The sequence below is a fragment of the Paenibacillus sp. FSL F4-0122 genome, assembly GCF_038002845.1.
Classification (GTDB): Bacteria; Bacillota; Bacilli; order Paenibacillales; family Paenibacillaceae; genus Paenibacillus_AQ; species Paenibacillus_AQ odorifer.
In genome coordinates this window covers 4783661-4809096 of the sequence record NZ_JBBODI010000001.1, presented here as the reverse complement: position 1 = coordinate 4809096, position 25436 = coordinate 4783661, and the positions used below count along the sequence as shown (strand labels likewise).

The following is a 25436-nucleotide window of genomic DNA, read 5'->3' as shown; positions in this document are numbered from 1 at the left end:
GTGTGGTGATTCTCGGGTACTTCAGGGATTTTTGGAATTCCGGGCACTATCGCTCCTACAGTTCCAAAAATCTTCTAGGTCCCATAAATCACCAAACTCTTAGAAAATCGGGATTATCGTCACTTGCAGCACTGACATTACTCTACAATTTCGGTGAAATCGACATTTTCAACAATCCAGCGTTTACGTGGATCGACTTTGTCACCCATAAGTGTTGAAACACGGCGCTCCGCCTTAGCGGCATCCTCAATCTGTACCTGAAGCAGCGTACGCGACTCTGGATTCATCGTTGTCTCCCACAGCTGATCGGGGTTCATCTCACCCAACCCTTTATAACGCTGAAGCTCGAAGTTTTTGCCGAATTCCTTTAAGTAATTTTGCAGCTCTTCATCACTCCATGCATACCTTACGGTCTCCAGCTTACCCGTTTTGCGGGTCAACTTATAAAGTGGAGGCTGAGCAATAAAGACCTTACCTGCATCTAATAAAGGCTTCATATAACGATAGAAAAATGTCAGCAGCAGCACCTGAATATGCGCTCCATCGGTATCGGCATCGGTCATAATGATAATTTTGGAATAATTGCTGTCTTCGACAGTGAAATCCGGACCAATTCCAGCGCCTATCGTAGAAATAATTGCTTTATACTCGTCGTTCTTCAGGATGTCCAGCAGCTTAGCCTTCTCCGGATTCATCGGTTTACCTTTTAGCGGCAATATCGCTTGAATCTTAGAGTCACGGCCTTGCTTAGCCGAACCACCCGCGGAATCACCTTCCACGATGAACAGCTCCGTACGTGTAACGTCCTTTGATTGTGCAGGAGACAGCTTACCGCCAAGATTCGAGCTTTCGCTGCGTTTCTTGCCTGTGCGGATCTCATCGCGGGCTTTACGTGCCGCTTCCCGGGCTTTCGACGCTTGAATCGATTTCTTCAGCAGGCTCTGCGCAACTTGTGGATTTTCTTCCAAGAAACGCGCCATATTTTCAGAAACAATATAATCTACTGCACTACGGGCGGAAGCACTGCCAAGCTGATCCTTTGTCTGTCCAACAAATTCAACCTCGGACATTTTTACACTAATGACAGCCATCATGCCTTCCCGCAGATCATTACCTTCCAGGTTTTTATCCTTTTCTTTAAGCAATTGCGTGCGGCGGGCATATTCATTTAATACACGAGTGTACGCAGTTTTAAAGCCGGTCTCATGTGTGCCCCCGCTGCGAGTTGGAATGGAGTTTACGAAGGAAGCCAAGGTTTCTGTGTAGCCTCCGTTGTATTGAAGAGCTACTTCTACCTCGATATCATCCTTTTCTGCACTGAAATGAATAACATCATGGAGAACATCCTTACCTTCGTTGAGGAACTGCACAAATTGACTGGCTCCACCTTCATAAAAGAATTCATCCTGACGGTTGCTCCGCTCATCTTGCAGTGTAATACGCAGACCGGAATTCAGAAAAGCAATCTCCTGAACCCGCTCTGCCAGCGTGTCATAATTCAGAGCAATTCCATTTGGGAAGACACGAATATCTGGCTTGAAAGTAATTTTCGAACCAGTTTTATTGGTGTTACCCAAGATTTCAAGACCAGTTACAGGTTCGCCGACATGCTCTTTGCCCTTCTTGTCCACCCAGTACTCAAACCGCTGACGATGGATTTTGCCCTCACGATAAATTTCTACTTCGAGCCATTCAGACAAAGCGTTTGTGACAGAAGCCCCTACGCCATGCAAACCGCCTGATTTTTTATAACCCGATCCACCAAACTTACCGCCCGCATGCAAAATTGTAAATACAACTTGCGGTGTAGGTACCCCTGTCTTATGCATTCCAGTCGGGATCCCCCGTCCATTATCGCTAACGGTTACCGAGCCATCCTTGCGAAGCAGTATGTCAATCTTTGTACAATACTTGGCTAAATGCTCATCTACGGCATTATCTACGATTTCCCATACTAAATGATGTAGTCCTGAAGAACTCGTACTGCCGATATACATGCCAGGTCGTTTGCGTACTGCAACCAGACCCTCGAGCACTTGAATGTCGTCAGCATCGTATCCAGTACGGCCATTCTCGCCGTTATTAGAAACTTCAGCAAACATATCGATCTGTTCGAGCATTCATGCTCCTCCTTCTTTTCTCTATACTAAGAAGAAACGGCTTGGCCGTCCTTTTTGTTAAGAACGGTATCCGTTACTGCCAAAAACCTAAGGATAGAATATAACGTGAAATTATACTCTCCTATATTTTTAAGAAATGCAAACAAACGTTTTGGTCACTTTGTTCATTCTAATTCAAAATATCCCTTTTCGTAAAGACGGCGAATGAAATGATCACCGAAGCGGCTCCCCATACAGCCAGCACAGCCATGGAAAATGACAAGGACATCCCTTCAATGGGGGCGGGAGTACCAGACAAATAGCTGGTCAGTCCAAGATTTACCATAAATAAATATTTCGCTGTTGTCCAGGCAGAGGCCATATTGGTCAGTATACTACCTGCAATCAACGCGGCCATCATAACTACTATACTCGCGGCAGTACTGCGAACAAGCACCGAGATCATGAATGCGAGCAGTGCAACCACTACGCTGACGAACCAAATCAAACCACCTTGCATAAGCATATATTTCCACTGAGGCACTGCATGTACAGTAGACATATCTAGCGAATCACCACTGATTTTAAAGCCTGTGAAAACAGGAATGTTAAAGCCTTTAAAACCAAAGGCGAGACCAGAGATAAAGTAGCTGATTGCAAATGTGGAAAGTACGATAAGCGAGACAAACATTAGCAGTGCTGTCATTTTGCTAAAAAGCACCTTCCAGCGCTTGACCGGCCTAGTCAACAGCATTTTGATAGTTCCAGTTGTCCTTTCGGCCGAGACCAAATCTGAGGCCACCGCCATAATAAGCAACGGAATAAATAATGTAACCGAATTATCCATAAATTCACGGGTAAAGGTAACCCCGCTAGGTTCATTCGGATTAACGTCATGGTGAAGATAATACTGAAGCTGTTGTACAAATATTCGCCGATAAGTCTTCCATTCCTCTGGAATCCGGTCACTTCCCAGTGAATTTTGATTATCGATAATCTGCTGCTGGATCTCAAGCCGCCAATCGGAATTAAACTTCTCCCGGCTCCGTTCGGCTGAACGCATCTGTGCATAGGTGAACATAGGCACCAGTACAATCAGAATCAGCAGTATAACATAAAACCGTTTCTTTTTTATAATCTTCAAGCACTCATTACGGATTAGCGGAAGCAAGTTACTCAACATTCTCACCCTCCGTTAGTTTCAAGAATAGCTGTTCCAGTGTCGGATTAATTTTATGCACAGCCCTCACCTCGATTTCAGCAGTAACCATTACGGCGACAATCTCGGGGATCAGATCCTGATCCATGATCGTTATTAAAGAATTTGGGCCCATCCCTGCAATAATTGAGTCATCTAATGTGACGTCTTCCAGTTTCTGAATCTGAATATCTGAACGATCAGCCAGCATTTCCCGAGCCTCAGCAAAAGGCTCCAGCTCCCAAAGTACATACGGTGAATTACGAGCGATCAGCTCATCTACCGCACCAACAGCCAATACACGCCCTTTACTAATTATCGCTACACGGTCGCAAAGAAGTTGAATTTCGCTTAGCAAATGGCTCGATACGAACACCGCCAGCCCTTCATCCGCCAGCTTGCGAATGAATTCTCGCAGCTCCTTAATACCTTTAGGGTCAAGTCCATTCGTCGGCTCGTCCAAAATAAGCAGCCGTGGACGTCCCAACAGTGCCTGCGCAATGCCTAATCGTTGTCTCATCCCAAGCGAGTATGTACTTACCTTATCATGTATCCGCTGATCTAATCGAACAATATCTACCACTTCGCTAATACGTTCATTGTCTACACCAGGCTGCATCCGGGCAAAATGCTGCAAATTCTCCCACCCGGTCAAATAGGTATATACCTCAGGATTCTCAACGATAGAGCCTACATATTGCAATGCTTTTTCCGGATTTCGGTTCACATTGTACCCACATACTGTAATCTTGCCCTCAGTAGGACGAATCAAATCCACAAGCATGCGGATCGTGGTCGTCTTCCCAGCGCCGTTAGGGCCGAGAAAGCCGAAAATCTCCCCTTTTCTCACATCGAAAGTAACATCATCTATTATCCATTTCCGTCCTATTTTTTTACGTACCCCGTCCACAGACAAGACGACTGTGCCGGAGTCTTCACTATTCGCTTTTGTCATATTTAATTTAGCTCCTTGTGACTGTCATTTTCTCGGTTTGTACTTGCTCAAAGGGCATTTACCTACATGATCTTACTGCAAAATTTAACACTCACCTATATACTACTGCACAGCCTGTATGAACCGTTCTCCGATTCGCTGATAGCCATCACCATTAGGATGAAAATGATCGGTGGATAGATACTTGTCCAAATGTCTGTTAAACAAGTCAAACGTAGGAACCAAGGTCATGTTGCTATGCTTATTAATAATATCCATTGCCGTATTATTCCACTTCGTTACCGCTTGATTGCCTGGTACCAGTAATTCTGGAATATCGCCAAAGGGATTATACAGCCCCATATAGTAAATTTGCGCATTTGGATTGATCTGTGAGATTTTATCGAGAATCTTCTCCAGTCTAGCTGCTGCCTCTGGCAGAGCGGCTAATAAAGACTCTGGAGTCAGCTCCTGCTCAGTGGTTGATGAAGTTGTGTTTCCTTGCTGCGCCCCATTATTCTCAAGAATATCCGAATCCTTAAACAGATCATTTCCTCCGACAGATAGCAAAACAACATTCGACATGCGCAAGGCATACTCCACACCATCTTCGTTCAGTTTGCTTAACAGCCCGGCAGTAGTCAACCCGTTAATCCCCATATTGCCTAAAAAGTCTACTGTGACACCTTTTGCAGATAAACCAGTAACCGTACGCTTAACAAACCCTTCTCCGGTGTTATCACCAGTCCCCTTGGTAAGCGAATCCCCGAGCGCAACAATTTTGAGGAGCTTGACAGTCTCCGTCACCGGTGCGGCTGTTTGCTGAGGCAAGCTGCTCTCGGTAACCTCTCCGACCGGATAGATAATATCTTTAACCGCATAAACTAAACCAACCATCAAAACTATAGTTGTTACTATGGAAATCAAGCTGACGCTGCGCCATGTCCATTTCGAATCCTTCAAAGCTATCCCTCCGTATGCCGTTCTATTATGTATTGTTCCACAATTTACAAAGATCTTAACTATGTTACATAAACATAATTCTTCCATAGAAGTTTTGCAAATGTCTAGCAAAGAAATAAATCCCGCTGTTACAGTGTTTATGCCGAGGAGCGAGTGTGGACTTTTTTGAAAATAAAAAAATACTGGCTTTTTAATTAATGCCATTATATAATATTTCCCGTTGACTCTTTAGACATTACGGGTTATTAGCTTAGCTGGTAGAGCAGCCGACTCTTAATCGGCAGGTCGCAGGTTCGACCCCTGCATAACCCATAGAGCTAGACAGAAGAAGTAAGGACAAGTTCCTTGCTTCTTTTTTTGTTGCATTTTTGATCTTCACCACACAAAAAAAACCGCTCCCCGACTTACATCGGAGAACGATTTCTTCCTGAAGCATCTACTCGTATTATTTACCAATAAACTCTTGAACCCAGTAATTATTATCATAACCTACACCGATATAATTGAAGTTAGCATTCAAAATATTAGCGCGGTGACCTGGACTATTCATCCATGCCTTCATAACTTCTTCTGGTGTTTTTTGTCCCATTGCGATGTTCTCGCCTGCGGCTTTATAAGTGATGCCAAAGGATTTCATCATATCAAATGGTGAACCATACGTAGGTGAAGTATGTGAAAAATAGTTATTCGAACGCATATCCGTAGCTTTTGTAGCGGCAACTTTGTGCAGGCTGTCCAATCCAGCTACAGGTGACAAACCAGCTGCTGCACGTTCTTTGTTTACCAGCGTTACGATTTGCTGAACATAGGTTCCTTTATTGCTCACAGCACCTGTTGTAGTTGTATTATCTGTCGGCTTAGTTACAGTAGTTGTGTCTGCTGGCTTTGTAACCGGTTTTGTAGTTGTAGTTGTGGTCGTGTTGTCTTTGTTTGGTACTGTTCCAGTTTGCGGCTTAGTCACCACGATTGTGCTATTCGAAAAAGGGAATCCCTCAAGATTAGCTTGTTTAAAATATTGTAATATTTGCTCATAACTTGTGCCTTTTATTGTTACTGTCGATTCATTCGATGCCGCATTTGCTTCCAATGGAAGAGAAATACTAAGTGCCATAACAGCTGCCACACTACCACCGATGATTGCTTTTAATGTCTTGTTCTTCAATCTGCCATCTCCTTTTTTCTTGCGTGTAATATATGCTTGTGCCTAGAGTGACCATCTACAAATGTTACAAAGTTGTAATTTGTTCCTCAGTCATTGTAGCATAAATCTCTCAAATGTGCGCTTCTAATTTTTTACATATAATAGTCTTGACTGTAAGATTTCTGATTCCTAGATACATTCGCTTTCTTTCGCTGTTTTCCTGCCTAAAAATACCAATTCATCTATTATTCGCGAAAGAAAGCACAAAAAAAGTCGCCCTCCCCGAAAGGACGGCAACTTCAGCAAACCTATGGATAGCTGTCAATTAATGAAACGACTGCCAGAACTCGCCCTCCGTAGAGATCAATCCCATGATCTCCGCATAAGGAATCCGGAAGGTTGGAAAACCTGCAGAATACGGAGCGATCTCATAAGGTGCGAAATACAGATACAACGCTTCATTATCCACAAAGAAGGGTTGATCCGAGGTAATTCCTTTATACGTATCCGGAAAAACATATGAATATTGTGGATCGTTCTCGATCTGTTTGCCCACAATTTTACTGAGCTTCTCCACATATCTGCTGCCTGGCTTGAACAAGTCCCCCAGCTTATAGAACCTGCCGCTGCGCAAATTAATATGCGGATAGATTTTGGTAGGCATTCCATGTGCTGCTCCAAAAGGAAAACGATACCCGGTCAGCTCCAGCACCAGCAGGTTTTTACGGAAGAAAGAGACTGAAAAATCACCATTATAACTAAAGTCCTGGGAAACCCCTCCACTCCCAACGTCTTCAGCAAGGGATAGCTTGCGCAGCTTATCGTTAACCTCTCGCGAAACTTCCGCACTTGCAATCCCCTCAACGACCGGATAATACACCAGATAATCCCTGTTCGGTTTGTATTTCTTCTCCACTACGGAATAGGGAGGTCTCAGCGGAATGACTCCATTTTGGCGCCAAACCTGCTTTCCCTGCCGATCATAATAAGATGTGCGTTGATCTACATCTGCTCTTATCAAACGTCCGCTAAGGGTGAGTGTTCCTGCCCCTGGAATAACTGGGGGCTGGGCTGCCTTTTTTCCACTTCTATCGATAAAATAGGTATCTTTAGCATCAAATACAGACGCCAATCCCTCCTGGTAATTGTTCACGCCAAGCAGGGTGTGATTGCTCAGGACCGCTCCCGTTTCCGCATCTGCAATTACATAACGTGATCCGCGATAAGGCTGGCTGGGGAATACAGGCGTTCCTATGGCTACTCTGCCTTCACCTAGCTGCGATACTTCATAATATTTTGCCGGGATGATCATTTTCCCTTGTTTATCAATCAGCCCGTAGGCGTTGCCATAATTCTCAGCGGTATTCACCACCGCACGTCCCTCTGAAAAAGGTAAAGCAGAGGTGAATTGCGGCTGAATAGCTACAGAACCATCCGTATTTAAATAGCCATATTTACCGTTTTCAGTCGCTTGATAGGCGAGTAAACCTTCTCCCGGACTTCCTACGAAAGGATAGTTGTAAGTATGCAGGATGTTCCCAGCCGGATCGATGAGCGCATACTCTCCTTCTTTGATTTTAACCAAAGCCACGCCGTTCATAAAATCATTGGCATCCACATAAATCGCGGGCAGCACCTCTTTACCTTGCGCGTCCACATATCCATATAGCGATTGGCCACCGGTTGTATTTTGTTTTGAAAATAGTGCACGCCCCTCATGTAATGAGTTCAGATAATCATACCGGGCGGACGTCACTTCTTTGCCTTTTTCATCAATAAAAGTGTACCCCTTGGCATCCGACACGACCGCGCGCTCTTCCGAAAAAGGCGCAATAAAGGAATAGATCGGCTTCACTCGTTCTCTTCCAGTGCTGTCAATGAGCCCGCTGCTATTTTTTCGCTGAACTACAGCAAGACCGTTCTTTTGAAAATCCTCAGCATATTCGTACCGAGGTTCAATCTGAACACGGCCTTCGTCATTAATATATCCCCAAAGTGTGCCCTCTTTGAGATTAAACGGCGCCGGATGCAGACCCGTGGTCCGCAGATCGTCCCCCACCCACTCCGGCAATAAGTATGGCGCCTCAAAAGGCTTATTAGAGTAATCTACACGATATAATCCCGCTTCTGCCGGAATCGTGACAAATAACTCCTCTTCCGTGCGTATGAAATCCTCATCCTGCTGAGTAATATATTCGTTCCAGCCAATGCCATCCCATTTCCATACATCCGCCTGTATCAGACCATTGTCATTCCCTTTCCCCAGCTCATTCAACCTAATCCTTAACATCCAGTCGCTCCCCTTTAACAAAGGCATTTGCCTATAGAATATGGGAGAACGTTGGTTTATGTGCTTTTTGATCTTTGGGGTTGGGGGGAGAGGAGCTTTGGTGGGGAATCCGCAGAGGGGGTAGGCGTATTCTAGGGCATTTTCGCCTCTCTTTCGTCCTCTGTATATCATTTCAGCTAATTCTGCGGGATTTTTACCTTTCTTTCATTCGCATCACGTAGCTCGTTTCAGCCAATTCTGCGGGATTTTTACCGTTCTTTCACCCCACGTCGCTCATTTCAGCCAATTCTACGGGATTTTTACCGTTCATTCGCCTCACATAGCTCGTTTCAGCCAATTCTGCGGGATTTTTACCGTTCTTTCACCCCACGTCGCTCGTTTTAGTCAATTCTGCGGGATTTTTACCGTTCATTCGCCACACGTAGCTCGTTTCAGCCAATTCTACGGGATTTATACCGTTCTTTCTCCTCACATAGCTCAGGTCGGATAGATCTGCGGGATTTTTACCGTTCATTCGCCATACATAGCTCGTTTCAGCCAATTCTGCGGGATTTATACCGTTCTTTCGCCTCACATAGCTCGTTTCAGTCAATTCTGCGGGATTTTTACCGTTCTTTCTCCTCACATAGCTCGTTTCAGTCAATTCTGCGGGATTTATACCGTTCTTTCGTCCCACATAGCTCGGTTCAGCCAATCCTACGGGATTTATACCGTTCTTTTTCCTCACATAGCTCAGGGCGGCTAATTGTACGGGATTTATACCGTTCTTTCGTCCCACATAGCTCATTTCAGCCAATCCTACGGGATTTATACCGTTCTTTTTCCTCACATAGCTCAGGGCGGCTAATTGTACGGGATTTATACCGTTCTTTCGCCTCATGGTGCTTCTGTTCTGTTACTAATATTAGTTTGTTGATATTGTTGGGGAGCTATGATGAATATGATGTGTTTTCGTGGTGCTCCTGATGGCGATGGTCGTGTTATTGCTGCTGATATTGATTTGTGGCCGTGATTGCTGTGTTCATGCTGATAATATTGAGTGGAGTGTGATAGCCGTGTTTGTGTTGATGACATTAATTGGTGATGGTAATGATGCTGTAGATGTTCCGTGGCGGTGAAGGTGCAACTATTGGGTCGAGTAAATCCTATTGGTGGAATATTAGATTTGATGGAGCAAGGGTGGCAATGTTGATTGAAGTTTGTGGTGGTAAATAATGTTGATGTTGATGTTGATTTTAGTGTTGCTGGCGCTGTTTAGTTGTGGTTACATTTTCGCGGGTAGTTTTTGTGGTGTGTTTGTTTCATGTTGGTAGTAGCCATTGTTAATCTGTGTGTTGGTGGTGTTGACGCTATTTGGTCGTGGTGTCATCTTAGTGGGTATTTTTGGTGTTGTGTGTAGTTGGTAGTACTTTAGTTAGTGGTGTTTTGGTTGACAGTCCTGTGGTTGACAGTGCTGTGGTTGGCAGTACCGTAGTTAGTAGTACTTTAGTTAGCAGCGCTGTAGTTAGCAGTGCTGCTAGTGGCATTATTGGTGTAATTAATATTATTGGTGTAATTGATATTATTGGTGTAATTGATATTATTGGCGTAGTTGATGGTGGTGCCAATGGTACTAGTGGGAGCGGAATTGGTTTATCCCCAACTAATTAAACCAGTTTTTGTGGGTAGTTTTTCATACATAGTTATGGTGGGTAGTTTTCGTGCTCGTGCGTAGTTTTTCTATGCGAGGAGCAAGGGGGCGACGTTAAGTACTTGTGAATTGGTACTTGTGAATTGGTACTTTTAAATTGCTTTTTATGAATCGGTACTTTTAAATTGCATCTTATGAATTGGTACTTTAAATTGGTTCATATGAATTGCATCTTATGAATTGCTTCTTATGAATTGCTTCTTATGAATTGCTTAATCTCAGCAAGCGAAATGGACAAACCAAAAAGCGTTTGCCATAAATAGCAAACGCTATGATCACCATACATCCAACACGCAACTATTTCTTCGAAGAATACTTCCGCATATCAAACGCGACGGCGGCGATGATGATCAGACCTTTGATAATCAACTGATAGTAAGGGCTGATGCCGATAAAGGTCAGGCCGTAGTTGATTAAGGTAAAGATAATAACACCGACCAGAACACCTGGCACTGTTCCGATACCACCGGTTGTGGACACCCCGCCCACGACGCAAGCAGCAATCGCATCAAGCTCATACATGTTCCCGTAGTTATTGGTTGCGCCACCTGTTCTGGCAGCCTCCAGCACACCCGCCAAACCATAAAGGGCTCCAGCAATCGCATAGATGTAGATCAAGTTCTTGGAAACATCGATGCCAGATACTTTTGCTGCCTGCATGTTACCGCCGATAGCGTACATGTTCTTGCCCAGCTTAGTTTTATTGAACACCACCCATACGATGGCGGCGACACCCAAGGCTATCAGCACGATATACGGGATTGAATATTGCCCCTTGCCAATAAACCCGGAACCGATTGTAGTGAAATCTGGACGCAGACCGCCAATCGGCTGTGATTGGTTGGGGTCCATGTCAAAGTACAAGGAATTCAAGCCGTAGACGATAACCATCGTACCCAGTGTTGCGATAAACGGCGGGACGTTCAGCTTGGAGACGACAATACCATTGACGAGTCCGCAGAGAAGGCCAGCGATAATAGCTATAAGGATCGGAAGCCACACTTGCACCTGCGGCAGATCAGGAAAAAAGCGCCGGGAATAATCCGGAATTTGCAGCATCGAAGCAGAGATTACCGCTGTAAAACCAACCACACGTCCAGCAGACAAGTCCGTCCCAGCTGTGATAAGGATGAAGGCAACACCAAGCGCGATGATAATCCGTGTTGACGACTGAATTAGAATGTCCCGTAAAGTATTTACAGAGATAAAGGCCGGCTCATATAAGGCAATACCCATAATTAGAATTACCAAGACAATATAAATAGCATTTTGAGTAATAAAAGATTGGGCTCGTTTAGCGTTCATTAGTAGTGTTCCTCCTTAAAGTTACGCGAAGAGTACTTCTCTTCGTAAACCAAATCTAGTTTCGCCCAGCAAAACTATCATTGAAATCCTATCCTAATGCTGTGCAGCGAGCCGCATAACTTCGGTTTCCGTAGCTTGCTCGCCTTCTAGTATTCCGGTAAGCCTACCCTCCGACATGACCATTACACGGTCAGACATTCCGAGCAGCTCCGGCATTTCTGAGGAGATCATAATGATGCTTTTCCCTTGCTGCGCCAAGTCGGCAATAATCGAATAAATCTCAAATTTAGCCCCTACGTCGATACCGCGAGTCGGCTCGTCCAGAAGCAGGATTTCGGGCTCGGTTAGAAGCCATCTGGCGAGCAGCACCTTTTGCTGATTCCCACCAGAAAGATTCATGATCAGCGTTTTGGTTGTTGGAGTTTTGGTCCGTAATTTTTCAATCATTTTATCGACTTCTTCTTTTTTCTTTTTTCCATCTAGTAGAAGTAGTAGTTTCTGGTATCGATGCAGATTAGCGATTGCGCCATTTTCATGAACAGACAAGACTGGAAAAATACCGGTGACACGCCGTTCCTCCGTAAGCAAAGCCATTCCGTGTTTCTTAGCATCCTTGGGAGATTGGATATGAATGCGCTTACCATCGATAGAAATCGTCCCCGATTTGATAGCCCTCAGGCCGAATAATGCCTCAATAACCTCTGTTCTCTGAGCGCCTACCAGACCACCAATCCCTAAAACCTCACCTCGTCTTAATTCAAAAGAAACATCTTTAAACGATCTTTCTTCAGGGGAGGTTAATCCTTCAACCTTCATATATACTTCGCCAGGCACGTTAAAACGTTCTGGGAATCGATTGGTCAAGTCGCGGCCGACCATTTTGGAAATGATAAGATCTGTAGTCAATTCCGCCGCTGGCCAGGTTCCGATTTTTTTACCGTCCCGCATAATGGTAACCTCGTCAGAAATTTCGAGAATCTCTTCCATTTTGTGAGATATATAAATAATAGCTACGCCTCTACTCCTAAGGTCCCGTATGATCCGAAATAAATGCTCCACCTCCACACTGGTCAGGGAGGAAGTAGGTTCATCCATTACAATAACGCGGGAGTGAAAAGAGACAGCCTTCGCAATTTCAATGGATTGGATTTTGGATACAGACAGCTTACCCACTAATGTCTCGGGATTCAGATCGATATCCAGATCTTTAAACAAATTCTCCGTGTCAGTGTACATTTTCTTATGGTCAATAAACTGAAAAGGTCCAATCCCTTTGGTTGGGAAACGTCCTAACCAGATATTCTCCATCACACTTCGGAACGGCACGGGATGCAGCTCTTGGTGAATCATGGAGATCCCATTTTTCAAAGCGTCATTTGAGCTTCCGATAGAGGTCTTCTCACCCTCCAAAAAAATCTCACCGGCATCCGGTGAATAAATACCAAAGAGACATTTCATTAAAGTGGACTTACCCGCACCATTCTCGCCCATAAGGGCATGCACCGAACCTGGTCTGACCTTTAAACTAACTGCATCCAGCGCTTTGACGCCGGGGAATTCTTTAGTAATATCATTCATTTCTAGCAAAAACTCAGCTTTTTCCATGTTGTTACGCCCCCTACGCTTTTTTCTTTTTTCATGAGAGGCACAGCGGTTTCATCCTGTTCCCTGCCTGAAAGAAATCCGAGGAGCGAATATCCGCTCCCCGTTGCTGCCATATGATCATGAATTCCATCTAGATTAGAGCGTTATTATTTGGCGTCATCGATATTGTCTTTGGTGATCTTTTTATAGGAAATCCACACGTATTGGTTGTCTGTGATATCAAAGCCTACGTTATCTTTTGTAGGTGTTTCTCCTTTAGCAAGCAGAGCAGCAACTGTGATCGCAGCTTTACCTTGGTTGTTCGCATCATTCAGCACGGTACCAAGCATCGTTCCATCTTGCAGCGCTTGAATCGCAGGAGCAGTAGCATCTACACCTACTACCGGCATGAATTTATCACCCGTGAAGTAACCTGAAGCTTTCAGAGCTTCGATGGCACCGAGAGCCATATCGTCATTGTTCGCAAGCACAGCTTCAATTTTGTCGCCATGGGAGCCAAGGAACGCTGCCATTTTTTCTTGCCCTTTTACGCGGTCCCACATCGCAGTATCTTCAGCCAGCTTTTCTACCTTGATGCCGGCATCTTCAATTGCTTGGATGGAGTAAGTAGTACGAAGCTCAGCGTCTTGGTGCCCCGGTTCGCCTTTTAGCATTACGTATTGGAGGACACCGTCGCCGTTTTTATCCGCTTCAGGATGTGCCTTCCAGTAGTCCACGATCAGTTGACCGGACATAGTTCCGGATTCTTCCGCTTTAGCGCCTACATAATAAACCTTATCCCATTTCTTCATATCTTCTGGCAGCGGCTCGCGGTTCAGGAAAACCACCGGAATATTTGCCGCTTTTGCTTTTTCGATAATAACGCCAGCCGCAGTACGGTCAACCGGATTGATCAGCATGCCTTTATATTTTTTGGTGATGAACAAGTCAACTTTGTCATTTTGTGTGGGTTGAGAATTTTGGCTATCTACGATATCTACAGTAGCAATGCCTTTGGCAGCAGTGTCGATTGCGTTACGAACACCTGTCATGAAGGTATCGTCAAATTTGTAAATGGCTACCCCTACTTTTGGCGTTTCAGTGGAAGAGCCCGCATTTTCAGTTTTTGGAGCGTTGGTAGCTTTACCACTGTCTGCATTATTGTTGCTATTGCCACAGCCTGCCAGGGCGGCACCCAGTATTGCGCTTGCTAAAAGAACGGAAGTGATTTTTTTCATTATTCATTGACCTCCTGTTTATACTTCTTTTTTTGGTTTAACCCTGAATTCTCTCGGGCACATCCATATTATGCCTTAGGTGAAAACGGTTTCGAATATAAAATCCTACTCACTTTTATAAAAATTCTACTGAACCCAAAAAACGAATACCTCCCATTTTAAGGATGGCATTCGTCTTTTCAAAAATAAACCGTCCACTATCTGACGAAGGGAAATAACAATTTCTGATTCTCAGGCCACAGCATATTGTCCAAATCAATGAGTTTAGTGCCCGTATCGACACGTTCAGGAACATCCATTCCTTCGATTACCTCAACGGCATGTTTTACGGCTAAATACCCGTTACTAAAAGGATTTTGGATTACGGTCGCTTGAACCGTACCCTCCTGCAGCAACTCCATCATTGACGGGGAGCTGTCGAACGCAACCATTTTAATATTATGCAGCCCTCGGCTCTGGATAGCTTTTGCCGCCCCCTGTGAAGCTGTCTCATTCAAGCTGGCGATCCCGCGAAGATTTGGATGTTTCAGCAGCATTAACCGTGTCAGCTCTTCAGCATCACTAATACTCGAAGTGGTATAAGAAATCTCTACTACCTGTATGTTCGGATATCGGGCAGCGTAATTTAAAAATCCCTTTTCCCGCTCCTCCGCGTCCCTAGCACCATATTCAATGCCGTTTGAAGACTCCTGCTCCGCCCCCAAAGATGAATTTGTGAAGTTAATGATGCCGACCTCCCCGTATCCATTTAGCAGCTGAATGAGTCTTTCTGCAGACTTTTGTCCCGCTTCATAACCGTTTGAACCCACATAGGCTCTTACTCTGGCCGAACCGACTTCTGCATCCACAGACAATACGGGAATCTTGGAATATGCCGCCCGATCAACCACTTGTGCAAGTCCCATATAGCTACTGGCAGCTAAAATAATAACGTCCGCTTTTTCTTTAATGGAGTCCTCAACCATTCTGACCTGTTCCGCAATATCACTCTCAGCATTCGGAGCTTTGAACGTTAGTTTCACATTAAATTCCTGTGCCGCGGCTTCTGCACCCAATCTAACTGTATTCCAATAGTCACCTTTGTTCATTTTTACAATAAGATGAATATTGCGGGTTTTGTTCGTGTTGATATAATTAGGTGCCGAATTAAAACAAGAGGTGATAGTTGTCCATAACACCACACATACCAGCAGGGTTAGCCAAAAACGAACGATTCTCATACCGATGTCTCATCCTCCTCATGTCCAGGATTGCCCTCGCCTGCTGCGAGTGCCGGGAAGATAAGAGTAACCGTAGTGCCTTCTTCAATTTCACTTTCAAAAGAAAGACCATAATCACGCCCATAATACAGCTCAATACGCTCGTTTACATTTCTAACGCCTACCCCGGAGCCATGCATACTCTTACTGCCGCCAGTCAAAAGAACCTTCATAGTCTCCTCGGACATTCCCAGTCCATTATCACGAATGCGGATGATGACAAGATCATCCTTCAGCTCCGCTTGGATCGAAATAAAACCTTCATCAGGCATCATTTCAATCCCGTGATACAGGGCATTCTCCACAATAGGTTGTAAAATTAGCTTAATAGTCTGACACTGCAGCACTTCATCCTGAGCCTCGATCTCGTAGCGGAACTTATTTTTGAACCGAAAGCTCTGAATCACAAGGTAATGACGAACATGATCAAGCTCTTCCTGCACGGTAATCATATTATTCCCTTTACTAAGGCTAATCCGGAAAAACTTCGATAAGGACTGAATCATCGTGACTACCTCCTCAGTCTTGCCGCGTTCAGCGAGCCGGATCACAGAATTCAAGGTATTGTACAGAAAGTGCGGATTGATCTGGGATTGCAGTACTTCAAGCTCACCTTTACGTTTGGTTTCCTGTTCATAAATAATCTGATCCATCAGTTGGCGGATACGTTGCAGCATAAGGTTAAACCGTTTGGACAGCTGTTCCACCTCATACGCCCCACTGACATCTATTCGGGTGTTGAGATCCCCTTCGCCCACCTGCTGAAGCGTCCGTTCCAGCTTGCGGATAGGGCGGGCAATACGTGCAGATAAAAAGACGGATACAATAATTACGCATAAAATGACTACCGCTAAAAACCAGGATAAAAAAGTGTTTAGATCGCGTTTGGTGGTTACAATCTCATCGTAATAAGCCACGCCCACGATCTTCCAGCCTGTCTGTTCCAGTGTTCTTACGGTGATAAAACGTTTTTCACCCGTAGACTCATCCAAATAACTACGAAAAGCATATTCCAGTACTGGCTCCACATTCTCATATTTTAAGCCAGCGTAAATCAGCTGCTGCTGGGGATGGTACACAATATTTCCTAGCTGATCGAGGATGTAAGCGTATCCTCTTTTGCCAAGCTTAACCTGCTTGCTCAGCTCATCAATGGTTCGAAAGTTAAAATCCATCAGCAGGATGCCGGTTTTTAAGACTCCGTTCTCCTTATATTGAATTAATTTGCTGATAGACACGACCCAGATATATTGACCTTTGAATAAATTCTGAATATGAGGTGCGGAATAGGAGAGCTCTGATGTTCTTTGCGCCGTCGTAAACCAGCTCTGAGTCTCCAGCTGTGTGTTGCTGCGCAGCTTCTGACCGGGTGTACCCACGACATATTTCCCCTGTGGTGTAAAAACAGCCGCCGAGACCAGATCCTCTCTGCTCCCCATTAGCATAGCCATTCTTTCCGTCAATAAAGCGGAATCCACGGAAGGGCTATTCGTAATCTGCTCCTCCGCTGTCTCAAAAATATTGCGCATTCCCTTAACATAAAGACCCAGATTGTAATTCACTTGCTCAATGATCTGCTGCATATTCATATTGGCATTCTCTTCTGCGGTCTTGGCAAACTTGTTGTACAGCATAAGACTGACAACGACAGCTACCAGCACGGCAACAGATGTAAAAGTGAGTGTAATCGTAACTTGAATGCTTCGGAGCTTGGAGGACAACCGACGTTTTCCGCCTTTGGGATGCTGCGGTCTTAGATGAAAGGAATATGGTTTATCCTTCAGCATCTTTACCCTCCTCTGGAGCTGTTTTTATACTCTTTAGGAGATTGGCCATATTTTTTGCGGAAACAAAAGCTGAAATAGTTAGGATCGGCAAAACCTATTTTTTCTGCAATTTCAAAAGCCTTCAGCTCCGTGGATCGCAAAAGTTCCTTGGCTGCTTCTAACCTAATTTGCAAAAGATAACTAACGAACGTCATTTTCATTTCCTTCTTAAAAATACTGCTAAAATAGCCGGTACTTATATGTAAATGCTGACAAACCTTGCCGATGGAAATATCAGATTCAACATAGTGGCTGCGTATATATTCTTTAGCTTCATCAATAAGCAGCTTATAGGAAGATTGACGTTCTAATGCAATCGTATCCATTAAACCGCTACAGACTGCAATAATCCATTGCTTGGCTTCGGCCATACTATTAAATTTATTAATGGCAGTTAGCGACGAAATGCCAGAACCAATATACTTTGCAGCCTCACTGCCGGATTCTTTAGCCACTCGCAGGATAGATGTAAAAATCTCCAGCAAAAAAATCTGATAATCCTGTGTAGACACCTGCTCTGCGTCAAGACCAGCAAATAACTCCTCAACAACCTCTTTAAGTTCTTGCACCGTACCTAGTTTAATCGTCCGGATTAAGGATTGCTGGGTTAGTTCATCATAGGTTAGCAGTGTGCTGGAACGTGACTCAACATCCTCAATCCAGATCACCCGGTTATTGCCGAGAATAAGCCGATAATCTAATGCCTGCATGGCATCCCCAAATGAATTAAATAACAAAGCAGGCGATGAACAGACCGTTCCGGAGCCTGCCGTTACCGTCAGCTTCAGAAAACGCTGTACGTTCTGGCGGATTTCTTCAAGAAGCTCAAAAGTCTTTCCAGTGATATCAGTTTCTTCCCCTTCTTCATGGATTGTGAGCAATACGACCTCATCACGATGAATAAACACCCTTCCAAAACCATGCTTCAAGCATATTTCTTCAGCAATATTCAGCACAGCGAATAGCTGTAAATTCTTTTCACCAGTGTCTCGTAAAGAAATTTGCCTGCCTGCTGCACCCCCAGCCGATTCCCGCTCAGGACGAATATAATCCACACTAATTACCGAAGCCTGAAACCACCGTCCCGTTAATTTTATGCCATATTCAGAGCTTTTCTCAGCAATTTCATCCGTACGCAATCTACGCGAAATAAGGGACGATAAAAATTGCTCCCTTAACACAGGCAGACTTTTCCGGTAATGCTCACTGAGTACAAATACATTTTCTTTTTCTGCAATTTCAGCCTCGATAGTGGCTCTAACCTTAAGCAATACTTCAATTAATTCCTGCGAAGAGAACGGTTTCAAAATATACTCATCAATTTGCAATTTTATCGCCTTCTGAGCATATTCAAATTCATCATACCCAGTCAAAATGATAATCTTAGTGTTAGGATGATGACTACGAATCCATTCAGCCAACTGAAGTCCATTCATAAAAGGCATTTGGATATCGGTAACTACCACATCCGGCAGCAAACGGTCTATGGCATCCGCAGCTTCCCGTCCATTCTCCGCCTGCTCAACAATCTCAAATCCGTAACGCTCCCAGTCAATCTGCCCGATAACGCCTTCCCTAACGTCTTCTTCATCTTCAGCAAGAACTAGCTTATACATGTCTCATCCCTCTTTGGAAACGTTTTAGATGTCATAAATTTTATTGTATATGATTCAAACCAATCCATCTATGGTTAAGTTATTTAAATAGTTTTAGGTATTAATATATTAAATACATATAAAAAAAGAGTTCCAGAGCAAAAAAAAACCATCCCGCCGTAGCTGGGATGGGGATGATCGGTAACCTATAAGTATTATAGCAACGCTTTGTTAAAGCGATAGCCTGCTGTCTTTTCGAAACCGATATGACGATAAAAAGCATGTGCCGGTGCGCGTTCTACGCGGTTGCCACTTCTGAGGAAAAGCTGACAGCAACCTTGCTCACGTGCCCATTCTTCTGCTGCGGCCACAAGTCTTTTACCGAGTCCGTTTCCTCTGAGTTCTTCTGATACGATAAGTGCAGTAATCTCTGTGATACAATCTGTCTGTTTGTAATACGAGCTTACCTGTCTAAGGCCGATCATACCCACAACTTCATTATTCAGCTCTGCTACAAGTGTGCATTGGAGATTGCTGTTCTCCATGCTTTCCAGTCTCTCTTTCATCACGCTTAGCGTTGTTGGATAGCCGAATTCCCGCAGAAGCGCTGTAACTCTCTCCAGATCATTCAAGCCGCATTTGCGAATTTCCAGTACAGGTGCCATGGTACTACTGTTCATCCTCATATACCTCCACTTTTAGCATAGACGCCGCCTGCTTGGCTATCGTCCGCGCGATTTCCACATCTTCCGCCGCACTTAACGCTACTGCCATCCGCCGACCAGGACGAACTTCCGGTTTACCAAATACGCGAACCTGAGTCCTGGGCAGTTCCAAAGCTCCTCCAATTCCGGTCACAGCAAAGGCTCGTCCTTCTCCATCAGCCTTCAGCGTAGCTGAGGCACCAGGTGTCAGCAATTGTATTGACTGGACAGGAAAACCAAGAATAGCTCTGACATGCACTGCAAATTGAGATAAATCCTGCGTCGCCATCGTGACCATCCCCGTATCATGGGGTCTAGGTGACACTTCACTGAACAATACGCCTCGATCTGTCAAAAAAAGTTCCACTCCAAAAATACCGAAACCTCCGAGCTGATCCGTTACTGCTTTTGCAATAGATTGCGCTTCTTCAAGCAGCTCTGGCTTCATAAAGTGAGGCTGCCAGGATTCCACGTAATCTCCATCCTTCTGAATATGTCCAATAGGTGGACAAAATACCGTTCCAGATACAGAACGCACCGTCAAAAGAGTAATCTCGCTCTCAAAAGTAACAAAAGCCTCCACGATAACTCGCGTTCCTTTAGCTCTCGCTCCATCCAAAGCAGTGTTCCAGCAGTTTTCTGCATCCTCAGGGCTTTTGCATACGCTCTGACCCTTGCCAGAAGAACTCATAATCGGCTTAATGACACAAGGAGTGCCTAGCTCGGCTATAGCTTGTTGCAGCTCTTCCAGACTATCCGCAAAACGGTAATCAGCGGTTGGCAGTCCAAGGTCTTCAGCCGCAAGACGACGAATCCCTTCTCTGTCCATGGTCAGCCGAGCCGCCCGCGCCGTCGGAACAACGAAAAAGCCTTCTTCTTCAAGCTCTTGAAGAGCATGAGTGGCAATTGCCTCAATCTCCGGAACAATGACATCCGGTTTCTCAGAGCGAATCAGCGCTTTCAGCGCCTCTGCATCCAGCATATCAATTACATGTGAACGATGAGCTACACCCATCGCCGGTGCATCGGTATAACGGTCTACAGCTACGGTCTCTACGCCAAGGCGTTGAGCTTCAATTATGACTTCCTTACCCAGTTCCCCGCTGCCCAGCAGCAACAGCTTGCGGCTTTGAGCTGAAAAAGGAGCTCCCCACATTGTCGATTCCAACCTCTTTCGGCAAATTGACTGTCTCGTTTTTATGAATTTCAGAAAACGTAACAGTTTCATTGTATATTTTCAGGCTTCTTTATTTTCATCCATCATACGCCAGATTGCAAGTGTTCTTCGACATTTTCCTACAAACTTCACAGAACTTTGTCGACTTTATCAACGAAAGTTTGTTCTAGACGTGATAATTGGTGGCTTATTTGGCCCCAATGATCTGCAGTCTCACCCCCTTTAAGGAGATCTAACATCGCTTTCTCTTGCTCCGCAAGCCCTTCTTGCAGGCTTTCGGCAGCAGATTTTAATTCTCTGCTGATATTCTCGACGTAATGAGCAATTAATTTTCCCTTCTGCACTGCCGCTGCAAGATTAACCGCTTCTTTCAAAAGCGGCTCTGCCGCACCTTTGACCAATTCCCGCCCAGTTCCCTCAAAGAAATAACGCGGGGATTTGAAATGGCCCCATAAAGCGGACCACTGCACAGGCTGAAGCTGGCATTCCAGATCCTTAGGAGATGGCCAAGCCTGCTCCTCATTCTCCATAAGATGAAATTCCTCCGTGGAAAAGAGTAGCTCTGTAGCTGCCGCTTCAGCAGCTTCATGAACAAGCCTGCGTCCCGTGCTCTCTAGCCGCAGCGTTGTTGCCCATAGCTCTTGCTCAAGCTCGCGCTGAGTAGTACGCATTAGTTCGGCACTACAGGCAGAGAAAATGGCTTTTAAATTCCCTGCATCCTCACGCAGTAAGGAGGGATGAAAAGATTCCTGAAAATTTCTATTGAAGGAGAAGCTAATCCGCTGGCACACATGATAGATCAGTTCTTCACTTTCGTGAATAAGATCTCTGCTAGGACGTTCCTCAGTCTCCAAAAGAGACAACCGCTTCATGGCGAACTGACGCCGTTCCTGCAGTTCTTTTAACCCGGCTTCACGCTCGCCCGCCGCCTTGGAAGCCAGATTCTGCCATTCCTCAGCCCGGCGCCGAACCGATGCGATACTCTCAGCAGCTGCGTTAAGTGAAAGCTGAGGAAGCTCATCACCAGCAAAGCTGGATAATGCTTGCTCAAATTCATTGAAGCGGGAGGTTCCATAAAGATCGTGATTATGTTGAGTTTTAGCTTCTAGAGCAAGCAAGCTGGACAAAGCATAGATTCTCGGAGACCGCAAACCTCCGGCACGCAGATTTTGAACGACATGTGCTTTAACCTCATCTAGTTCTTCTTCGCTTGAAGCGAGATCGGAGGCATTAATAATAAAGAACATTTTATCGAGAGCAAAGCTGTCTTTAATGCGGCCCAGCTGGGCCAAGAGGCCGCGATCCGACTTCGAAAAAGCGTGGTTATAATAGGTCACAAAACAGATCGCATCCGCATTTTTCATGTAACTAAAGGTTACGCCAGTGTGGCGTGCATGCAGTGAATCTGCTCCTGGTGTATCTACGAGCACAATCCCGCTCTCCGTCAAAGGACAGGCATAATAGAGGTCAATCCCCTGCACAAAGCAAGCTCGGGTCTCTTCCGCAACTAGGTTTCGATATTCTTCCAAATCAACGGTCCGCACCGTTCCTAGCAACGGCTCCGCTTCAGCCCAACCGGATGCTGCGGCTCTTAGAAATCCTGCATGCGGCAGCGCAGAGGGGTGGATTCCCCGTGTTGGCAGGCTCGCAAGTACTGCTGTCCACGTATCCTGTTGCGGCTCTCCAAGCTGCAGCACGCTAAAGGAATGGCAGATGTCATCCCAGAAATCGGCCATGCTCTTCATCGTTACAACCGCGCTGGCATGGCGGAAGTCTCCTTCCGGCGCCAATATGCGGTTAACTGCGGCCGTGGCAGGGTGTGGCGACACGGGCAGCACTTCTTCGCCGAGTAAAGCGTTGGCGAAGGAAGATTTGCCTGCGCTGAACGCACCGAACAGCGCAAGGGTAAAGCGGCCGCCGGCGAGATCCTCCGCCCGTGCGGCCAGACTGCGCGCCGCCGATGCCATCGCTGGCTCGCGGCGCAGCAGCTCTGCCGCAGCCGCCAGCGCGTCAGCGGCTGCCGAGAGCCGGCGGCGTCCGCCCGCCGGCGAAGCCGTTCCCGCCGCCCAGCTTGCGGCGGCGGCACTTCCAGCCGCGGCGCGTTCGCGCGGCTGGGTCTCCCGCGGTGCGGCGCTCTGCGCAGCCGCACGCAGGGTGACCTTCACCTCCGGCAGGATGCCGGGGGTGAGGGTCCGGCGCGGCGGCAGCAGCGCCGCTAGCTCGTGCGCGCGGGCGTCAGCCGCGCGGTCCAGGGCGGCTATCGCGCGGGCAGCGCTCGCCTGCCGCGTAAGGGCCTGTTCGCGGCGCTGGAGTTCCGCGCGCTGCTCCTCGATAAGCGATGGCAGCTTCGCCAGCAGCTCATCGCCAACTAACAGCGCAGCGCGGCGGAATTGGCTCTTCAGATCTGCCGCAAGTGTGCGGCAAAAATTGAGCAGCGCCTCGCCGCTATACCCCGTTCCCGGCTTAACTGCAGCCGCCAGCCATTCCTGGCTCACCGCCGGGAACCCTTGCTTCAGAGTCGTCTCTGCCTCCTCTGCCCACAGTCCGAGATTCTCCGCCCATTGACGTACCAGCTGAATCAGATGCCATTCCAGCTGAGCGGAAACCTCTCGGGCCAGTAATCCTTGCCAGGCATCCAGTCGTTTGTCTTGTTCCTTCTCCCGCCGTCCGGCTGTAGAGAACAAACCTAAGCGGAAGCCTGGACTGACACTCTCCACATAGCTCCCTGCCGCCTCTCTAACATCCGCAGGCATTAAGTTAGCATTATTGAGTAAGGCATCAAGATCACTTCGCAGGCTCGCTCGTGATTGCTGAGGCAGCTCCTCAAGCAGTGCCTTCTCTTCCTCCAGCGATTTCAGCTCATCCATCACAACTGTAATCTCTGCACCCTCTAGCTCAGCTAAAAGAGTTTCCCGTTCCTCCTGCTGGTCTTCACGGAACGCGGTTAGCGAAGAATCTGCTGTATGATGAATGGAACGTGACAAGCTATATTGAAGCAATTGTTCCCTGTGCTCCAACAGCTCTGTTATAAGGTTCAGCAGATTATCCCAATGATTCAATGGGTGCTCTTTCATTTTGAGTGAGGTAAACAGAATCCCCGCACAATGAATCCCCCACTGCTCAAAAGCATTTTCAAGCTGGCGTTTATATTCTTCAATGGAAATTTCTTGTTCTCTGTGCTTGTCTATCTGATTAACAATAAGATAGAGCGGTTTGCCCCAGTCACTAAGATTTTTGGCAAATGCTAAATTATTCTCTGACTGTACATGGTTATAATCCATAACATAAAAGACGACATCAGCTAAATGCAGCGCGGAACGAGTGGCCGCCTGGTGGCCATCATCCGTCGAATCCACGCCAGGTGTATCCAATAGAACACCATGCTTCCCTAGAAGAGGAATCTCATTCCAGACTTCAATAGCGGAATATTCTCCGCCATTTCGACAATATTCCTGTAATCTTTCTGGTGTTGTCTCTACAGGGTCAGGTTCATTTTCACTTCCCTCAACCCTTGGATAGATAAGCACTCGTGGAGCCCCGCTGCGGATTGAAACAATATTGGCACTAGTCGGCACAGGTCCGGAGGGCAACACTGAGCTGCCGCATAAAAGATTAATCATGCTGGATTTCCCTGCCGAAAAATGCCCACAAAAAGCAAGGGTCAGTTCATTCCCACCCTCTTTATTTTGTAAATCTTCATATATTCGTTCAGCGCTCTCATCGCGCCAGTGGCGCATTAAATCTTTCAGTTGGGAAAGCAGCGATGCTGTTTCACTTAATGTCTCTCTCTGAATTCTAACCCGTTCCGCTCCCACAGACATTCCACCTCCACAGTTACCTTCTAATCATGCACTGATCTTAATCCATTCATGAATACTGATTTAAGCTCTTTTTTATGCAAAACTTATATAGGTGCAATTTCTGAAATTTAGCGCGGAACATTTTTATAAATAATAATTACAGTTTATCACCAGTTTGACACAAATTAAATACACACTACTTACAAAATAACCTATCATCTCCTACGAAATGATACAAAAAAAGAAGCGACGTTGTCGTCCTGTAAAGCCAACAGTCGTTTCTCGTAGAAATATAAGGATATTCAATAAAAAAAGGAGCCAGCCCCAAGGGCTGACTCCATTTCAGGTCACTTCTCAATTATGCAGTTTCCAAAACAGGCAACAGAATTTCGAATACTTTTCCGTGCTGCAGAATAGTCAATCCACGAGATTTGTCTCTCATTACGACAACCTCTGGTTTTACAGACATACGCTCCAGATAGTGCTCAGGCACATCACCGGAATGACTGATCGTAATGCCCTCTACTTCTTGCTCTTCATTTTCTTCCAGCGGGCTTTCCACTACGCGGTCAAAAATATCCGAGAATACCTCAAAATTATCTGTGTATACAGAAATGCATTTCATCTCTATCC

19 protein-coding genes and 1 tRNA gene are annotated in these 25436 nt (G+C 45.8%); 3 read left to right on the top strand and 17 right to left on the bottom strand.

Annotated features, from left to right (window positions below):
* Positions 1-137: 137 nt before the first annotated feature.
* The 4 genes from parE to MHH49_RS20860 all read right to left on the bottom strand — a co-directional run bounded on the left by parE (position 138) and on the right by MHH49_RS20860 (position 5194).
* On the bottom strand, positions 138-2120 hold the full coding sequence (gene parE, locus MHH49_RS20875; RefSeq protein ID WP_036685709.1) for a DNA topoisomerase IV subunit B: 1983 nt from the start codon (positions 2118-2120) through the stop codon (positions 138-140).
* A 169-nt stretch (positions 2121-2289) separates the two neighbouring features.
* The gene (locus MHH49_RS20870; RefSeq protein WP_036685819.1) at positions 2290-3279 is read right to left on the bottom strand and encodes an ABC transporter permease; all 990 of its coding nucleotides are present in this window, start codon (positions 3277-3279) and stop codon (positions 2290-2292) included.
* Entirely contained in the window at positions 3272-4252 is a 981-nt protein-coding gene (locus MHH49_RS20865; RefSeq protein ID WP_036685707.1) for an ABC transporter ATP-binding protein, read from the bottom strand. The genes MHH49_RS20870 and MHH49_RS20865 overlap by 8 nt, the downstream gene beginning before the upstream one ends.
* A 102-nt stretch (positions 4253-4354) precedes the next feature.
* On the bottom strand, positions 4355-5194 hold the full coding sequence (locus tag MHH49_RS20860; RefSeq protein WP_076274742.1) for a GDSL-type esterase/lipase family protein: 840 nt from the start codon (positions 5192-5194) through the stop codon (positions 4355-4357).
* 239 nt (positions 5195-5433) lie between these two features.
* Between MHH49_RS20860 and MHH49_RS20855 the strand changes: the two genes are divergently transcribed.
* A tRNA-Lys gene (locus MHH49_RS20855) sits at positions 5434-5506 on the top strand.
* Positions 5507-5639: 133 nt separating this feature from the next.
* Here MHH49_RS20855 and MHH49_RS20850 read toward each other — a convergent pair.
* The 3 genes from MHH49_RS20850 to MHH49_RS20840 all read right to left on the bottom strand — a co-directional run bounded on the left by MHH49_RS20850 (position 5640) and on the right by MHH49_RS20840 (position 9505).
* Complete coding sequence (locus tag MHH49_RS20850; protein WP_036685704.1) at positions 5640-6356, bottom strand: CAP domain-containing protein; 717 nt, start codon at positions 6354-6356, stop codon at positions 5640-5642.
* A gap of 304 nt (positions 6357-6660) precedes the next feature.
* Positions 6661-8625, bottom strand: a complete 1965-nt coding sequence (locus MHH49_RS20845; protein WP_326047780.1) for a WG repeat-containing protein — start codon at positions 8623-8625, stop codon at positions 6661-6663.
* Positions 8626-8986: 361 nt separating this feature from the next.
* Positions 8987-9505 carry a hypothetical protein gene (locus tag MHH49_RS20840; RefSeq protein WP_326047781.1) on the bottom strand — a complete coding sequence of 173 codons (519 nt, stop codon included), beginning with the start codon at positions 9503-9505 and terminating at the stop codon, positions 8987-8989.
* 85 nt (positions 9506-9590) lie between these two features.
* Here MHH49_RS20840 and MHH49_RS20835 point away from each other — a divergent pair, with 85 nt between their 5' ends.
* Both MHH49_RS20835 and MHH49_RS20830 read left to right on the top strand, forming a co-directional pair.
* Entirely contained in the window at positions 9591-9743 is a 153-nt protein-coding gene (locus MHH49_RS20835; RefSeq protein ID WP_155288159.1) for a hypothetical protein, read from the top strand.
* A 322-nt stretch (positions 9744-10065) separates the two neighbouring features.
* Positions 10066-10275 carry a hypothetical protein gene (locus tag MHH49_RS20830; RefSeq protein ID WP_143763778.1) on the top strand — a complete coding sequence of 70 codons (210 nt, stop codon included), beginning with the start codon at positions 10066-10068 and terminating at the stop codon, positions 10273-10275.
* Positions 10276-10612: 337 nt separating this feature from the next.
* Here MHH49_RS20830 and mglC read toward each other — a convergent pair whose 3' ends face one another.
* From mglC to MHH49_RS20780, 10 genes are all read right to left on the bottom strand, one after another.
* Positions 10613-11620, bottom strand: coding sequence for a galactose/methyl galactoside ABC transporter permease MglC (gene mglC, locus MHH49_RS20825; RefSeq protein WP_076127586.1), 1008 nt, complete (start codon positions 11618-11620; stop codon positions 10613-10615).
* A 93-nt stretch (positions 11621-11713) separates the two neighbouring features.
* Positions 11714-13225: a sugar ABC transporter ATP-binding protein gene (locus tag MHH49_RS20820; RefSeq protein WP_076101437.1), complete on the bottom strand. Its 1512-nt coding sequence runs from the start codon at positions 13223-13225 to the stop codon at positions 11714-11716.
* A 146-nt stretch (positions 13226-13371) separates the two neighbouring features.
* A complete protein-coding gene (locus tag MHH49_RS20815) occupies positions 13372-14442 on the bottom strand; it encodes a galactose ABC transporter substrate-binding protein (RefSeq protein WP_094903385.1) in 1071 nt (356 codons plus the stop codon).
* Between the two features lie 197 nt (positions 14443-14639).
* Positions 14640-15662: a substrate-binding domain-containing protein gene (locus tag MHH49_RS20810; protein WP_036685687.1), complete on the bottom strand. Its 1023-nt coding sequence runs from the start codon at positions 15660-15662 to the stop codon at positions 14640-14642.
* Positions 15659-17488, bottom strand: coding sequence for a sensor histidine kinase (locus MHH49_RS20805; RefSeq protein ID WP_080742537.1), 1830 nt, complete (start codon positions 17486-17488; stop codon positions 15659-15661). Before MHH49_RS20805 ends, MHH49_RS20810 begins: the two co-directional genes overlap by 4 nt.
* Positions 17489-17490: 2 nt before the next feature.
* Entirely contained in the window at positions 17491-19143 is a 1653-nt protein-coding gene (locus tag MHH49_RS20800; RefSeq protein WP_326047784.1) for a response regulator, read from the bottom strand.
* A gap of 194 nt (positions 19144-19337) precedes the next feature.
* Positions 19338-19802 carry a GNAT family N-acetyltransferase gene (locus MHH49_RS20795; protein WP_232061416.1) on the bottom strand — a complete coding sequence of 155 codons (465 nt, stop codon included), beginning with the start codon at positions 19800-19802 and terminating at the stop codon, positions 19338-19340.
* The gene (gene purT, locus MHH49_RS20790; RefSeq protein WP_038572395.1) at positions 19792-20982 is read right to left on the bottom strand and encodes a formate-dependent phosphoribosylglycinamide formyltransferase; all 1191 of its coding nucleotides are present in this window, start codon (positions 20980-20982) and stop codon (positions 19792-19794) included. Before purT ends, MHH49_RS20795 begins: the two co-directional genes overlap by 11 nt.
* 149 nt (positions 20983-21131) lie before the next feature.
* Entirely contained in the window at positions 21132-24818 is a 3687-nt protein-coding gene (locus tag MHH49_RS20785) for a dynamin family protein (RefSeq protein WP_256715458.1), read from the bottom strand.
* A gap of 343 nt (positions 24819-25161) precedes the next feature.
* Positions 25162-25428, bottom strand: coding sequence for a hypothetical protein (locus tag MHH49_RS20780; RefSeq protein ID WP_036676334.1), 267 nt, complete (start codon positions 25426-25428; stop codon positions 25162-25164).
* Positions 25429-25436 lie beyond the last annotated feature (8 nt).

Bases quoted from the DNA above. Each gene is read 5' to 3' on its own strand.
- MHH49_RS20815 (WP_094903385.1), bottom strand. From the start codon at position 14,442: ATGAAAAAAATCACTTCCGTTCTTTTAGCAAGCGCAATACTGGGTGCC.
- MHH49_RS20865 (WP_036685707.1), bottom strand. From the start codon at position 4,252: ATGACAAAAGCGAATAGTGAAGACTCCGGCACAGTCGTCTTGTCTGTG.
- mglC (WP_076127586.1), bottom strand. From the start codon at position 11,620: ATGAACGCTAAACGAGCCCAATCTTTTATTACTCAAAATGCTATTTAT.
- MHH49_RS20800 (WP_326047784.1), bottom strand. From the start codon at position 19,143: ATGTATAAGCTAGTTCTTGCTGAAGATGAAGAAGACGTTAGGGAAGGC.
- MHH49_RS20780 (WP_036676334.1), bottom strand. From the start codon at position 25,428: ATGAAATGCATTTCTGTATACACAGATAATTTTGAGGTATTCTCGGAT.
- parE (WP_036685709.1), bottom strand. From the start codon at position 2,120: ATGCTCGAACAGATCGATATGTTTGCTGAAGTTTCTAATAACGGCGAG.
- purT (WP_038572395.1), bottom strand. From the start codon at position 20,982: ATGTGGGGAGCTCCTTTTTCAGCTCAAAGCCGCAAGCTGTTGCTGCTG.
- MHH49_RS20820 (WP_076101437.1), bottom strand. From the start codon at position 13,225: ATGGAAAAAGCTGAGTTTTTGCTAGAAATGAATGATATTACTAAAGAA.
- MHH49_RS20805 (WP_080742537.1), bottom strand. From the start codon at position 17,488: ATGCTGAAGGATAAACCATATTCCTTTCATCTAAGACCGCAGCATCCC.
- MHH49_RS20795 (WP_232061416.1), bottom strand. From the start codon at position 19,802: ATGAACAGTAGTACCATGGCACCTGTACTGGAAATTCGCAAATGCGGC.
- MHH49_RS20840 (WP_326047781.1), bottom strand. From the start codon at position 9,505: ATGAGGCGAAAGAACGGTATAAATCCCGTACAATTAGCCGCCCTGAGC.
- MHH49_RS20810 (WP_036685687.1), bottom strand. From the start codon at position 15,662: ATGAGAATCGTTCGTTTTTGGCTAACCCTGCTGGTATGTGTGGTGTTA.
- MHH49_RS20845 (WP_326047780.1), bottom strand. From the start codon at position 8,625: ATGTTAAGGATTAGGTTGAATGAGCTGGGGAAAGGGAATGACAATGGT.
- MHH49_RS20835 (WP_155288159.1), top strand. From the start codon at position 9,591: ATGGCGATGGTCGTGTTATTGCTGCTGATATTGATTTGTGGCCGTGAT.